General features: G+C 69.9%; 12 protein-coding genes and 4 tRNA genes. 10 read left to right on the forward strand and 6 right to left on the reverse strand.

The genetic code is table 11. The features are described 5' to 3' along the window. Positions 1–313: 313 nt before the first annotated feature. Positions 314–1,435, forward strand: coding sequence for a Dyp-type peroxidase (locus PUT80_RS37555; RefSeq protein ID WP_275294960.1), 1,122 nt, complete (start codon positions 314–316; stop codon positions 1,433–1,435). Between the two features lie 61 nt (positions 1,436–1,496). On the opposite strand, the gene PUT80_RS37560 is transcribed toward PUT80_RS37555, so the two are convergent. From PUT80_RS37560 to PUT80_RS37575, 4 genes are all read right to left on the reverse strand, one after another. Beyond that, positions 1,497–1,571, reverse strand: a tRNA-Val gene (locus PUT80_RS37560). 1 nt (position 1,572) lies between these two features. Continuing rightward, a tRNA-Cys gene (locus tag PUT80_RS37565) sits at positions 1,573–1,643 on the reverse strand. Positions 1,644–1,664: 21 nt separating this feature from the next. Next, positions 1,665–1,737 (reverse strand) — tRNA-Gly (locus PUT80_RS37570). A 129-nt stretch (positions 1,738–1,866) separates the two neighbouring features. Continuing rightward, positions 1,867–2,292, reverse strand: a complete 426-nt coding sequence (locus PUT80_RS37575) for an SsgA family sporulation/cell division regulator (protein ID WP_005159130.1) — start codon at positions 2,290–2,292, stop codon at positions 1,867–1,869. Between the two features lie 391 nt (positions 2,293–2,683). Here PUT80_RS37575 and PUT80_RS37580 point away from each other — a divergent pair. After that, positions 2,684–2,758: transfer RNA gene (locus PUT80_RS37580), tRNA-Val, on the forward strand. A gap of 128 nt (positions 2,759–2,886) precedes the next feature. On the opposite strand, the gene PUT80_RS37585 is transcribed toward PUT80_RS37580, so the two are convergent. Both PUT80_RS37585 and PUT80_RS37590 read right to left on the reverse strand, forming a co-directional pair. After that, the gene (locus PUT80_RS37585; RefSeq protein WP_037815611.1) at positions 2,887–3,150 is read right to left on the reverse strand and encodes a hypothetical protein; all 264 of its coding nucleotides are present in this window, start codon (positions 3,148–3,150) and stop codon (positions 2,887–2,889) included. Next, positions 3,147–3,686, reverse strand: a complete 540-nt coding sequence (locus tag PUT80_RS37590) for an RNA polymerase sigma factor (protein WP_037815614.1) — start codon at positions 3,684–3,686, stop codon at positions 3,147–3,149. Before PUT80_RS37590 ends, PUT80_RS37585 begins: the two co-directional genes overlap by 4 nt. A gap of 390 nt (positions 3,687–4,076) precedes the next feature. Between PUT80_RS37590 and PUT80_RS37595 the strand changes: the two genes are divergently transcribed. The 8 genes from PUT80_RS37595 to PUT80_RS37630 all read left to right on the forward strand — a co-directional run bounded on the left by PUT80_RS37595 (position 4,077) and on the right by PUT80_RS37630 (position 12,990). Continuing rightward, positions 4,077–4,958, forward strand: coding sequence for a nitroreductase/quinone reductase family protein (locus tag PUT80_RS37595; RefSeq protein ID WP_275294961.1), 882 nt, complete (start codon positions 4,077–4,079; stop codon positions 4,956–4,958). A 647-nt stretch (positions 4,959–5,605) separates the two neighbouring features. Further along, positions 5,606–7,255, forward strand: coding sequence for a sugar transferase (locus PUT80_RS37600; RefSeq protein ID WP_275294962.1), 1,650 nt, complete (start codon positions 5,606–5,608; stop codon positions 7,253–7,255). 155 nt (positions 7,256–7,410) lie between these two features. After that, positions 7,411–8,022 (forward strand): malonic semialdehyde reductase, encoded by a 612-nt coding sequence (locus tag PUT80_RS37605; RefSeq protein WP_037815622.1) that lies wholly within the window; start codon positions 7,411–7,413, stop codon positions 8,020–8,022. A gap of 155 nt (positions 8,023–8,177) precedes the next feature. Beyond that, positions 8,178–10,223, forward strand: coding sequence for a threonine--tRNA ligase (gene thrS / locus PUT80_RS37610; RefSeq protein WP_037815625.1), 2,046 nt, complete (start codon positions 8,178–8,180; stop codon positions 10,221–10,223). Further along, complete coding sequence (locus tag PUT80_RS37615; RefSeq protein WP_037815627.1) at positions 10,220–10,762, forward strand: HIT domain-containing protein; 543 nt, start codon at positions 10,220–10,222, stop codon at positions 10,760–10,762. The genes thrS and PUT80_RS37615 overlap by 4 nt, the downstream gene beginning before the upstream one ends. Before the next feature lie 50 nt (positions 10,763–10,812). Next, on the forward strand, positions 10,813–11,343 hold the full coding sequence (locus PUT80_RS37620; protein WP_275294963.1) for a MarR family transcriptional regulator: 531 nt from the start codon (positions 10,813–10,815) through the stop codon (positions 11,341–11,343). Positions 11,344–11,443: 100 nt separating this feature from the next. Then, positions 11,444–12,091 carry a phosphatidylinositol phosphate synthase gene (gene pgsA, locus PUT80_RS37625; RefSeq protein WP_037815631.1) on the forward strand — a complete coding sequence of 216 codons (648 nt, stop codon included), beginning with the start codon at positions 11,444–11,446 and terminating at the stop codon, positions 12,089–12,091. Continuing rightward, positions 12,088–12,990 (forward strand): phosphatidylinositol mannoside acyltransferase, encoded by a 903-nt coding sequence (locus PUT80_RS37630; protein WP_037815633.1) that lies wholly within the window; start codon positions 12,088–12,090, stop codon positions 12,988–12,990. Before pgsA ends, PUT80_RS37630 begins: the two co-directional genes overlap by 4 nt. The last annotated feature ends 6 nt before the right edge of the window (positions 12,991–12,996 follow it).

Below are 12,996 nucleotides of genomic sequence, written 5' to 3' on the forward strand. Positions count from 1 at the left end.
GAGGGAGGGAGGGAGCGATGGGGTCGGCGGTCGGGTGCGGGAGTGCGGCTGTGCTGCCAGAGTTGCGGCGCGTGCGGGGCGGGAGTGGTTGCGGGGTCGGGGGTTGCGAGTTGGGGCGGGTGCCGCACTGCCGGACTCGCATGGTTCCCGCCGTTGATTCAGCAGCGCATGCGGTACGTGTCGAGGTAGCGGAGTCGGCCGGGACTCTCGTCGCGGGTCGCGAGCGGTGCGCCACCTCGCCGGGCTGCCGAGCAAACACCCGTTTGCCGAGCCGAATTCGCCTGCCGCACCTGGATCTGTCACGCTGCCCGTCGTGAATTCCGCTGAGCGCCGCCCTTCCCGGCGGGCTTTTCTCGGGGCGGCCGTGACCGCCGGACTCGCCGCCGGGTGTCATGCGGCTCCCGTGTCCGACGGCGAGAACCGGCCCGGTCCGATTGTGCCCACTGGGGCGCATCAAGCCGGGATCATCGCGCCGCAGCAGCCGCAATCGCATCTTTTGGTTGTCAGTGCGGAGGTTTCCGTTGCGCCAGGACCACTTCTCGCCGGATTGGGGCGGCAGATCCTGGCTGCGACTGCGGGAAAGGACGAGCGTCTGCTGGGCTTGCCTGCGGGCGATCTGACCGTGACGGTCGGGGTCGGGCCGAGGCTGGTCCGGGCCGTGAGCCCGCATCTGCCGGGCGCGCAAGACCTCCCTCCGGCTGCCCGCGAGGAGATTGCTCCTGCCGACCGCGGCGGGGATTTGCTGCTGCAGATCTGCGCCAGCGACCCGTTGGTCCCGCCGATCGTCGCGGCTGCGCTCCTGGCGACGCCGGGCGTGCGCGAGCGCTGGCGGCAGTCCGGAGCGCGCGGGCCGCACATTCCGGTCTCGGACGGGCAGACCGCGCCGCGGAACGTCTTGGGGTTTGTCGACGGGATCATCGGCCCGCGCACGCCGGCCGAGCAGCAGCGGGATCTGTGGATTGCCGGACCGGCTCCGGTGGCGGGCGGCACGATCGCGGTCGTCCGGCGGATGGTTCTCGACGTGGCGCGGTTCGCGGCGTTGCCGGTCGCGGAGCAGGAAGCCGTGTTCGGCCGCCGGAGGGACACCGGGGTTCCGCTGTCGGGCGGCGCCATCGGCGACGGGCCGGAGCTGGGCGCGAAAACGCCGGACGGCCGTTATCTCGTCCCTGCCGGCGCCCATATCCGCCGGGCGCACGCGAACGTCGTGGGGGCGGGGCTCATGCTGCGCCGCAGTTACAGCATGGACGCGCCGGCGCCCGGCCTGCTGTTCGTGAGCTTCCAGAACGATCTGCACACGTTCACCGCGACGCTGGCGAGCATGGAGGCGGCGGACGAGCTGCTGCCGTTCACGACCACCACCGCGAGCGGGACCTTCCTGGTCCTTCCCGGCTTCGACGAACACCGGCCGCTGGGGTCGACCTTGCTCCCGGCGTGAAGCACGGGGGCACGGAAAAGCCCTGCCTCTCCGAGGAGAAGGCAGGGCTTCCAAATAATGCTGGTGCGCGATACTGGGATTGAACCAGTGACCTCTTCCGTGTCAGGGAAGCGCTCTCCCGCTGAGCTAATCGCGCGAGGTGGAGACGGGATTCGAACCCGTGTACACGGCTTTGCAGGCCGTTGCCTCGCCTCTCGGCCACTCCACCGCATGGGGCTTTAGCCCTCCGAGCGGACGACGGGATTCGAACCCGCGACCCTCACCTTGGCAAGGTGATGCGCTACCAGCTGCGCTACGTCCGCACTACCTCGGGTCTGAGGCGGTGCCGGTATTCCGGTCCGCACCCCGTCGCCGTGGTGTGAAGAAACCATATCGGACCCCGGCAACCGTCCTGGCACCGGGGGGTTGTTGGCCCGCTCGCGGGCCGGTGATCAGGCCAGATCGTTCGGGATCAGGTGGGTGAGCGCGTCGTCGACGTCGACCCACAGGTGCTCGTTGCCCGGCAGCACGACGTCGTACGTGCGGTCGAGGAAATCGGCCAGCTCCTGCGCGGACGCCTCGAACATGGCGTGCCCGGACGGCGAGTTCAGCTCGATCAGGACCGACTCCGGGTCCTCCACCGAGGGCCGGATGCGGACGTCCCCGTCGCCGGCGTCGGCGAGGAGGCCGTCGGCGAGCAGGTCGCGCGCGTAGACCCATTCGACCCAGCCGGCCCGCCCGGTGCGGAAGGCGGCGACGACGGCATAGGGGTCGCGGGTGTCGTAGCGCAGCTCCACCTTCACCGGAACCGCCGGGGTCCGCGGCGCCAGCAGGTCGAAGACCGCCGTCGAGCGGAGCGTCACGTGATCGTTGCGCATCGTCCTACCCTTCGTCTCCCTTCCCGGCCCGGACGACCGAGGACAACGGTGAGACGCACCAGGAGCCCGGATCCGTCGCGAGTGCGCTCGAGATCACCCGTTCGAGACCGTCTGCTCCGAGGTCCGTCCGGTCCGTCGCCGTCCGTGCCGCGCAGCCTTCAGCGGGCGCCCGGTGGGGAGCCACCAGTACATCTTGCGCGGTTCGGCCGCTGTGCGATAGCACCGTCGCACGGATGTCGCGGACGCCCGCACGCGCCCCCGCCCGGGCAAGGCCTTGGTTAGCTCGGGATTGTTCGGACGGTATTCGCTGGCAGACGCGCTGTAGTCGGATCAAACCACCCGTTTGCAGGCCCCCGAAAGTCGTGGGGTAGGCTGGATCCGCACCGCGAGCGGGCGATTAGCTCAGCGGGAGAGCGCTTCGTTCACACCGAAGAGGTCACTGGTTCGATCCCAGTATCGCCCACCAGCAGCGTCCGATGGCCTGCCGACGATCTTCGCCGGCAGGCCATCGGCGTCTCCAGGGCTGGTCCGGTCCGGACTGGCATGTCGCGTCGCGCACGGCGTGCACGCGAGAAGACGGTGGGGCCAGCCAGTTCAGGAACCTCTCGTCGAGATCCGGCACTGCCCGTCGGCGCACGTCCGTTCCAGGCGGCCCCGCGAGAGGGTCTGCGCCAGCCCGATCGCCCAGCACGTCGGACATCCGCGCAGGGCCAGCACGCCCGCGGGCAGGAACAGCACGCTCGCCCATCCGAGCACCGGGGCCAGCGCGATCGACGCGGCGATCAGGCCGAATCCGATCGCCCCGCGGGCGAGATGGACGGGCAGGGACTTGCTGGCGAACGACGGTCGGGTGCTCATCGGTCTTCCTCCGGGAGATCCAGGCGGGCGCGCACGGCGGTGCGGGCACGGTGCAGGCGCGACTTCATCGCCGCCGTGCTCAGGCCGAGCGACTTGGCGACGGTCTTACCCGGCAGACCCTGGATGTCGCGCATGATCAGCACGCCGCGCTGATCGGCGGGCAGCGCGGCGACGGCGGCGGACAGACGTTCGACCTCGAGCCTGCTCAGCACGTCTTCCTCGGCGGACGGGCCGGCTGCTTCCGGGACCGGCTCGTCGCGCTGCACCAAAGCCCGCGCCCGCCGCAGGCATTCGTTGCGCACGATCCGGAACATCCACGACGCGAGCGCGGCCGTCGCCCGCAGCGTTCCGATCTTGCGGAACAGGACGATCATCGCCTCCTGCGCCGCGTCCTCGGCGTCCTGGCTGCTCGCGCACAACGAGAACGCGAACCGCCGCACGTGCGGGTACGCGCCGGACACCAGCACGGCGATCGACGCCTCGTCGCCGCGCTGCGCCGCCGCCACGAGCTGCTCTGCCGGCCAGGGCTCAGCCACGCTTCGACCTTCCGCGCGCTCGCAGGAAAACCACGCAACTGCACACCAGGACCGCCACGACTGCCGCCGCGACAATGATCAGGGTCATCGAGCCTCCTTCGTCGTGCCGGCCTCGTGGCCGCACGTCCATAAGAGCGACCGGCCCGGCGAAAGGATTCGGCCTTCGCCGCACGAGGTTCGGAAGCTGTGCTAATTTAGCCGTGCGCCCCGTATGGGCCTACGCATGGAGGTAGCGGCTAACCAGCCAGCACAGAGATCGGGCTCTCCGTCTCTCGCAGTTCCGCGGATCCGTCGACCGGATCGCTGCGCCATGCCTTGTGCCTGCGGGGTCTTTTCGCGTGCCCTTTTCTGTGCTCGACTCCTCCTTTCCGAAAACCCGAAAGGAATTGTGTGAGCAACGATTTTCACCGCCGGCTGATCGCCGAGTTCCGGGCGAATCGCGGTGCCCTCGGCGGCATGTTCGAAGGCTGGTCGCTGGCGGTGCTGACGACGACCGGCGCGCGGACCGGCCTGCCCCGAGAGGTGCTCCTCGGCTACCTGGAGATCGAGGGAAACGGAGTGGTCGTAGCCTCGGCGAACGGCGCGGACCGCCATCCCGGCTGGTACCACAACATCCGCCGGAACCCGCTGGTGACCGTCGAGGTCGGCGGCGAGGCCTACCAAGCGATGGCGGCCATTCCGCGGGGTGCCGCGTACGAGAAGCTTTTCGCGCAGGTAATCGCGGAGGCTCCGGGTTACGGCGATTATCAGGCGAAAACGACCCGGGAAATTCCGGTGGTTGTTGTGCATCGGATCGACGAGCGGGTCAAAGGCATGGGCGATTGGCTCGTCGAGGTGCACCAATGGTTTCGCGCGGAGTTGCGGACGTTGCGCGAGCAGGCGGACGACCTGGCCAACGGCCGCGCGACGGCGATCGTCCGGCCGGAACCGGGCCTGGCGCAGGAGATGCGGACCCACTGCCTCAGCTTCTGCACCGCGCTGCGCAGGCATCACGTCGGCGAGGACTCCGTGGTGTTCCCTTCTCTGACCGAGCAGTTCCCCGCGCTCGCGCCGGTGATCGCGCAGCTCGCCGAACAGCATCAGGTGGTGGCGAGCCTGCAGGACTCGATCCGGGAACTGGTCGAGAGCTTCGTCCCCGGTGAATCGGACCCGGTGCGGCTGCGTGCGGAACTGGAGCGGCTCGCTGGTGAGCTGGAGGCGCACTTCGAGTTCGAGGAGCAAGCGGTGGTTACTGCGCTCAATGCCACGGCCGCCGCACCGCCGACTGCCTGAGCCGAGGCAGTTTCGTTCTGGGAGGGGGCGCTCTCCGATTCGGAGGGAGTGAGCCAGGACTCGGCCGGGTGTCCAGTGTGGACTTGATCGCGGTGAGAACACGGCGGCAGTCCGCGAAAAATGTGCGGCGGACGCCCGGCCTGGCGGGCGGAGGGCCTCCCCGGATGGTTCAGACCAGCCGAATGGCCGCAAACCGGGCGGCCCTCCGCATTCCGGAGCGGATTGCGCTGCGGGCAAGGGAAATCGGCGGGTCGGCGGAGAGCTTGTGCCCGAACGGCGGTTGGGGCCGGGCGCATGCTCGGGTGATGACCCGTGCGGGGGAGCTGATTCGGCTGCGGGTCTGCTGGGCCGTTCGGTGTAGGTAGTGGGAAACTTGACTACAGCGGGTAATTTCCGTTGCCGGGTGAGCGTGACCCATCGTGACATCCCCGTTATCTTCCCGGTGCTTCCTGACGGGAAAGACTCGCAGGCCGTGGCTGGAAAATCTCTGTAACACCGCTCGCTGACCACCCGATACCTTGGCGAGTGTCACACCTTCGGCGACGTGGAGCCGGACCGTCTCGTGATCACCGATTGTGATCATCGGCCCTGACTCAGCGTGCCGGTGGCGATCAGGTCCGGGGAGCTTGCGCAGCGCGGGAGGACTGATGGAAGAACCGGTGCGGTCATGGCCCGCGGACAGCGTCGGGCTGCCGCGGGTCGACCTCAGGGCGGTTCCCGCGCCGCCGGTCGACGTAGCGGTGCCGCCGCCCGGCCGGGCCGCGGAAGACCGGCTCGACTCCGCCGCCAAGCACCGGCTGGAGCCCGTCGGCAAGCACCGGCTCGACCCCGCCGCCGAGGACCGCGTGGATCCCGCCTCGGAAGACCGGCTCGATCCCGTCCCGGCGTCCTCGCGGGAAGAAGGAGATCCGCCGAAAACGCACGCTGCGGAGTGGGAGAAACGCTACCGCCGGACGGTCATCGCTTCGGATCTCGTCGCGGCTTGCGTGGTGATCGCGATCAGCGCCTTCGTCATCGACCGGCTGGCGCCGCACGACATGCACGCGTTCGGCACCGCGTTCGCGATCCTCTGCGCCCTTCCGGCCAGCCGGGCCTGGAGCGCCCGGGTGCTGGGGGAGGGCCCCGAGGAGTACCGCACGCTCGGCCGGGCGCTGATCACCGCGGCGGTCCTGGTCGCGTTCGGCGGACTGCTGTTCGGCGCGCTCGAAGTGCAGCCCTGGGTGTTTTTCGTAGTTCCCGCCGTCGCATTAGTGCTGTTTCCCCAGCGATACGTGCTCCGCCAGATCCTGCACCGGAGACGGCGGCGCGGGCTGTGCCTGCTGCCGGTCATGGCGGCGGGCAGCGCGGAAACGGTCGCGGACCTGATCAAGCGGACGCGGACCGAGGCGCACGTCGGATGGCGGGTCGAGGCGGTCTGCACGTCCACCGGGCACGGGGAGATCGACGGGGTCCCGGTCGTCGGGCGGCTGGAGGAGCTGTCCCGGCACGTGCGCCGCGGCGGGTACCGGGTCGTCGCCATCACGGCCGACCAGTACTGGAATCCCGAGCGGCTGCAGCGGCTCGCCTGGGATCTCGAAGGCACCTCGTCGGAAATGGTCGTCGCGCCGGTGCTGATGGAGGTCGCCGGGCCGCGGCTGAACGTCAGCGGAGTCCTGGGCATGCCGCTGCTTCGGGTGACCGCGCCCGCGTTCACCGGCGGGCGCCGGTTGGTCAAAGAGGTCGTCGACCGCTGCGGCGCGACCTTGCTGCTGGCGTTGTTCTCCCCGGTGCTGCTGGCGATCGCGGTAGCGGTGAAGGCGGGCGACCGCGGTCCGGTGGTCTACCGGCAGCGGCGCATCGGCAAGGACGGCGAAGCGTTCACCATGCTCAAATTCCGCACCATGGTCGTGAACGCCCACTTGATCCGGCGCGACCTGGAGAACGCGAACGAAGGCGCGGGGCCGCTCTTCAAAATGAAGAAGGACCCGCGGGTCACCAAGGTTGGCGGGCTGCTGCGCCGGTACTCGCTCGACGAACTGCCGCAGCTGTTCAACGTCGTCTCCGGGCGGATGTCGCTGGTCGGGCCCCGGCCGCCGCTGCCGGAGGAGACGGCGACGTACGCTCCGGCCGCGCGCCGCAGGCTGCTGGTGAAGCCGGGGCTGACCGGGCTGTGGCAGGTGAGCGGGCGCAGCGATCTTTCCTGGGACGAGAGCATCCGGCTCGACCTGCGCTACGTCGAGGACTGGTCGCTGGCGCTGGACCTGGTGATCCTCTGGAAGACCTTCCGCGCGGTCCTCGCCGGGCAGGGCGCCTACTGACCTGCGAAGATCGTTCCGCCCGCGGCCGCCGGTCCCGTAACGGACCGGCGGCCTTCCTGTGCGCTGAGTCACAACCGAGCCGTGAGCGAAATAGTCAAGCGTTCAACCATGTTGGTGCCGTGCGTAGGCGACAGCACGGAAGGAACGCCGAACCGATGACTACTTTCGCAGAGTCCCAGCAGCTGCAGGTGCCCGCCGAGGTGCAGGACCTGCTGTTCCGCGAGGCGCGCACGGCCAACAGCTTCAGCTCGGAGCCGGTGACCGACGAGCAGGTCCGCGCGATCTACGACCTCGTCAAGTGGGCCCCGACCTCGATGAACACCCAGCCGCTGCGCGCGCTGGTGATCCGCAGCGACGAGGCCAAGCAGCGCCTGCTGCCGCACATGGCCGAGGGCAACCGCGCCAAGACCGAGGCCGCGCCGCTGACCGTGATCCTGGCCGCGGACGTCGACTTCCACGAGAACATCCCGCAGACCTTCCCGCACAACCCCGGCGTGAAGGACAACTTCGCCGACGAGGCGGGCCGCGTCGAGTTCTCCAAGCTGAACTCGCTGCTGCAGGTCGGCTACTTCATCATCGGCGTGCGCGCCGCCGGACTGGCCGCGGGCCCGATGACCGGCTTCGACGCCGCGGGCGTCGACAAGGAGTTCTTCTCCGGCAACAACTGGCGTTCGCTCGTCGCGGTGAACATCGGCAAGCCGGGCGAGAACCCGTGGTTCGACCGCCTGCCGCGGCTCGACTTCGACCAGGTCGTCGACACTCTCTGATCCTTCCCGCGCCGCCGAGAGGCCGCCCCGCACGCCCGGGGCGGCCTTTCGGCGTCCGGGGGCAGTGTTGGCTGACGGCGGTCGAATCGGCGAACCCGCCGACGGCTAGCATCAGCGGAAGCCGTTTCAGTCACATCTCCCAAAGGAGTCCGATCGTGTCCCAACCGTCGTCAGCTGCCGCCGTACCCGCCCCGCGCGTGGTGGTGCCGGCGGGCACTACGGCGGGCGCCGCGGTGCGCGAAGCCGGGCTGCCCACCAAGGGCCCGGACACGATCGTCGTCGTCCGCGACGCCGATGGGAAGCTGCGCGACCTCGCGTGGGCGCCGGAAGCCGAAGCCCAGGTCGAGGCCGTCGCGGCGAACACCGAGGACGGCCGCAGCGTGATCCGGCACTCCGCCGCGCACGTGCTCGCCCAGGCCGTGCAGCAGGAATTCCCGGACGCCAAGCTCGGCATCGGCCCGCCGGTGCGCGACGGCTTCTACTACGACTTCGCCGTCGAAAAGCCGTTCACGCCCGAGGATCTGCAGAAGCTCGAGAAGCGGATGAAGCAGATCGTCAAGGGCGCGCAGCAGTTCTCGCGCCGCGTGTTCGCCTCCGCCGACGAGGCCAAAGAGGAACTGGCGAACGAGCCGTTCAAGCTCGAGCTGGTGGACCTCAAGTCCGATGTGGACGCTGTGGACACCAGCGAGGTCATGGAGGTGGACAGTTCCTCCTCTGGCGAGCTGACCATCTACGACAACCTCGACCCGCGCACCAAGGAGCGCGTGTGGAGCGACCTCTGCCGCGGCCCGCACGTGCCCACCACCAAGTTCATCCCGGCCTTCAAGCTCACCCGGGTCGCCGCCGCGTACTGGCGCGGCAACGAGAAAAACCCGCAGCTGCAACGGATCTACGGCACCGCGTGGGAATCGGCCGAGGCGCAGGACGCCCACCTCGAGCGCATCGCCGAGGCCGAGCGCCGCGACCACCGCAAGCTCGGCGCGGAGCTGGACCTGTTCTCCTTCCCCGAGGAGATCGGCTCCGGCCTGCCGGTGTTCCACCCCAAGGGCGGCATCATCCGCCGCGAACTGGAGAACTACTCGCGCCGCCGCCACGAGGAGGCCGGCTACGAGTTCGTGAACACGCCGCACATCTCCAAGGGCGACCTGTTCCACACCTCCGGGCACCTCCCGTACTACGCGGACACCATGTTCCCGCCGGTGCAGTTCGAGGAAGAGGACTACTACCTCAAGGCCATGAACTGCCCGATGCACAACCTGATCTTCCGCTCGCGCGGGCGGTCCTACCGCGAACTGCCGCTGCGGCTGTTCGAATTCGGCACCGTCTACCGCTACGAGAAGTCCGGCGTCGTGCACGGCCTCACCCGCGTGCGCGGCCTGACGATGGACGATTCGCACATCTACTGCACCAAGGAGCAGATGCCGTCCGAGCTGCGGTCGCTGCTCAAGTTCGTGCTGGACCTGCTGGCCGACTACGGCCTGTCCGACTTCTACCTCGAACTGTCCACCCGGGGCGACTCGGACAAGTTCATCGGCGAGGACTGGGAGTGGGAGGAGGCCACCGAGACGCTGCGCCAAGCCGCCGTCGACTCCGGCCTCGAGCTGGTGCCGGACCCGGGCGGCGCGGCCTTCTACGGCCCGAAGATCTCGGTGCAGGCGAAGGACGCCATCGGCCGCACCTGGCAGATGTCGACCATCCAGCTCGACTTCAACCAGAACAAGCGGTTCGGCCTCGAGTACACCGCGTCCGACGGCAGCCGCCAGCGGCCGATCATGATCCACCGCGCGCTGTTCGGCTCGATCGAGCGGTTCTTCGGCGTGCTGACCGAGCACTACGCGGGCGCGTTCCCGGCGTGGCTGTCGCCGGTGCAGACGGTCGCCATCCCGATCACCGCCGACCAGGTCGAGTACCTGCGCGGCGTGGAGAAGGCGTTGCGCGCCAAGGGGATCCGCGTCGAGGTCGACGCGAGCGACGACCGGATGCAGAAGAAGATCCGCACGCACACCACGCAGAAGGTGCCGTTCCTGCTGCTGGCCGGCGCGAAGGACGCGGAGGCGGGCGCGGTGTCGTTCCGGTTCCGCGACGGCGGCCAGATCAACGGGATCCCGGTGGACCAGGCGGTCGACGCGATCGCCGAATGGGTCGAGCGCCGGGAGAACGCGTCGCCGTCGGCCGAGGCCGTGGAGAAGATCCTGAAGTGACCGAGCCGGAACTCGTCGAACAGGACGGGGTCGGGGTCCCGGACGCGCTGCAGCGGCTGTGGACCCCGCACCGGATGGCCTACATCCGCGGCCAGGACAAGCCCGAGGGCGAGGAGTCCGACGGCTGCCCGTTCTGCCGTCTGCCCGGTCTCGGCGACGACAAGCGCGCGCTGATCGTCGCGCGAGGCGAAACCGTGTTCGCGGTGCTGAACCTGTACCCGTACAACCCGGGGCACCTGATGGTGGTCCCGTACCGGCACGTCGCGGACTACCCGGACCTGACGCCCGAGGAGACGCGCGAGCTGGCCGAGTTCACCCAGCACGCGATGGGCGTCATCCGGGCGGTCTCGGCGGCGCACGGGTTCAACATCGGGATGAACCAGGGCGTGATCGCCGGGGCGGGCATCGCCGCGCACCTGCACCAGCACCTGGTGCCGCGCTGGGGCGGCGACGCGAACTTCATGCCGGTGATCGGGCACACGAAGGTGCTGCCGCAGCTGCTCGGCGAAACCCGCGACCTGCTCGCGGGCGCGTGGTGAGGCCCGTCGCGCGGCGGTAATTGAGTGCTCAACCAGCGTATGATGACGATATGTCCGAACCACGCTGGCTGACCGACGAAGAGCAGCGGGTCTGGCGCGCCTACGCCCAGGCCAGTTCGCTGCTGCACGCCCACCTCGAAGGACAGCTGCAGCACGAGTCGGGCATGCCGCACACGTACTACGAGGTGCTCGTCGCGCTGTCCGAAGCGGAGGGACGGCGGCTGCGGATGAGCGAACTCGCGTCGGTGCGCGGTTCGTCGCGCAGCAGGCTGTCGCACGCGGTGGCGCGGCTGGAGGCGAAGGGCTGGGTCCAGCGCGAGTCGTGCCCCACGGACAAGCGAGGGTCGTGGGCGGTGCTCACCGACTCCGGGTTCGCCGCGCTGGAGGAGGCCGCGCCCGGGCACGTCGAGGCGGTCCGGGAGACGCTGTTCGACCAGCTGAGCGCCGAGCAGGTGCGCCAGCTCGGCGAGATTTCCGAGGCGATCCTGGCCGGGCTGCGGCCCAAGTGCCAGGCCGTCCGGGAGGCCGAGGAGGCGGCGGAATCGGCCGCGCCGCTCGCCGAACTGCCGAAATCCGGCTGACGTTCCGGCGGGTCGCGGGCGGGCGGGTCCGGTTCGGACAGCGGGGTCGATAGGCTTTCGTCGCCCACCCGCCCCCGAATCAGGTGCACAGACGAGGAAGATGCTCAACATTTTCGCCCGTGCCTCGGTCTCCCGTGTGACGGACCCGATCGGCGCCGCCCTGGTCCGCGCCGGACTGACCCCGAACGCGATGACCGTGCTCGGCACCGCGGGCGCCGTCGCGTGCGCGCTGGCGTTCTTCCCGCAGGGGATGCTGCTGTGGGGCACGTTCACCGTGTGGGGCTTCGCCATGCTCGACCTGCTCGACGGCGCGATGGCCCGCGCCCGCGGGTACGGCACGCCCTTCGGCGCGGTGCTCGACGCGACGTGCGACCGGCTGGTCGACGGCGCGCTGTTCGCCGCGATCGCGTGGTGGTGCTTCGTCCAGGACCACAACAACCGGGCCGCGGCCGCCGCACTGATCTGCCTCGTGCTGGCCCAGGTCATTTCCTACGTGAAGGCGCGCGCCGAAGCGTCCGGCCTCGAAGCCGACGGCGGGCTGGTGGAACGCGCGGAGCGGCTCATCATCGCCCTCGTCGGCACCGGGCTGCACGGCTTGGGCGTGCCCTACACCGTCGAGATCACGCTGTGGCTGCTCGCCGTGCTGTCGGTGGTCACGCTGCTGCAGCGGGCCGCGGCGGTCGCGAGCGCGGCGCGGGCGGCCGCGGCGAAACAGGCCGACTCATCGGCAGGCGGGGCGCAACCGTGAGCACACTGTCCCAGCGGCTCAGCGAGTTCGGCTACGCGACGGGCTGGCGGTTCGTCCGGCGGGTGCCGAAGTCGTTCGGGTCGGCGACGTTCGCCTTCGGCGCCGACATGGCCGCGCGGCGCGGCGGCGGGGGAGTGCGGCAGCTGCGTGCCAACCTCGCGCGCGTCGTGCCGCAGGCAGGCGAAGCGGAGCTGGACGAGCTGGTGCGGCGCGCGATGCGGTCGTACGCGCGGTACTGGTTCGAGACGTTCCGGCTCCCGGCGATGGACCACGCGGCGGTCGCGAAGCAGGTGACGGTGACCGGCGCGGAGAACATCGACGCCGCGCTCGCCGAGGGCAACGGCGCGGTGATGACGCTGCCGCACAGCGGGAACTGGGACATCGCCGGAGTCTGGCTCGCGAGCTACGCGGGCACCTTCACCACGGTCGCGGAACGGCTCAAGCCCGAATCGCTGTACCGCCGGTTCGTGTCGTTCCGGGAGTCGCTCGGCTTCGAGATCGTGCCGCTGACCGGCGACAGCGCGGCGATGCGGCTGCTGCTGCGGCGGCTGCGCGAGAACAAGGTGGTGGTCCTGCTGGGGGACCGGGACCTGACGTCGTCCGGGATCCCGGTGCGGTTTTTCGGCGAGCAGACCCACCTGCCGCCCGGCCCGGCGCGGCTCGCGGCCACCACCGGCGCGGCGCTGCTGCCGACCGGCTGCTGGTTCACCGAGGACGGCTGGGAGATCCGGATCCACCCGCGCATCCGCGTCACCGCGCGGGCCGAGGTGCCCGCCGCGACACAGGCGCTGGCCGACGTGTTCGCCGGCGACATCGCCGCGCATCCGGCCGACTGGCACATGCTGCAGCCGTTCTGGCCCGCCGACGCGGCGGCGACGGCGCTGGAAGAAGCGAGCTGACCCGGG

This window comes from Amycolatopsis sp. La24, assembly GCF_029087445.1.
GTDB lineage: Bacteria > Actinomycetota > Actinomycetes > Mycobacteriales > Pseudonocardiaceae > Amycolatopsis > Amycolatopsis nivea.

What these genes read in the sequence shown, in the direction of transcription:
- PUT80_RS37575 (WP_005159130.1), bottom strand. Translation starts at nt 2,292, where the DNA reads ATGCGCAACGATCACGTGACGCTCCGCTCGACGGCGGTCTTCGACCTG.
- PUT80_RS37585 (WP_037815611.1), bottom strand. Translation starts at nt 3,150, where the DNA reads ATGAGCACCCGACCGTCGTTCGCCAGCAAGTCCCTGCCCGTCCATCTC.
- PUT80_RS37620 (WP_275294963.1), top strand. Translation starts at nt 10,813, where the DNA reads ATGTCCGAACCACGCTGGCTGACCGACGAAGAGCAGCGGGTCTGGCGC.
- PUT80_RS37605 (WP_037815622.1), top strand. Translation starts at nt 7,411, where the DNA reads ATGACTACTTTCGCAGAGTCCCAGCAGCTGCAGGTGCCCGCCGAGGTG.
- PUT80_RS37600 (WP_275294962.1), top strand. Translation starts at nt 5,606, where the DNA reads ATGGAAGAACCGGTGCGGTCATGGCCCGCGGACAGCGTCGGGCTGCCG.
- pgsA (WP_037815631.1), top strand. Translation starts at nt 11,444, where the DNA reads ATGCTCAACATTTTCGCCCGTGCCTCGGTCTCCCGTGTGACGGACCCG.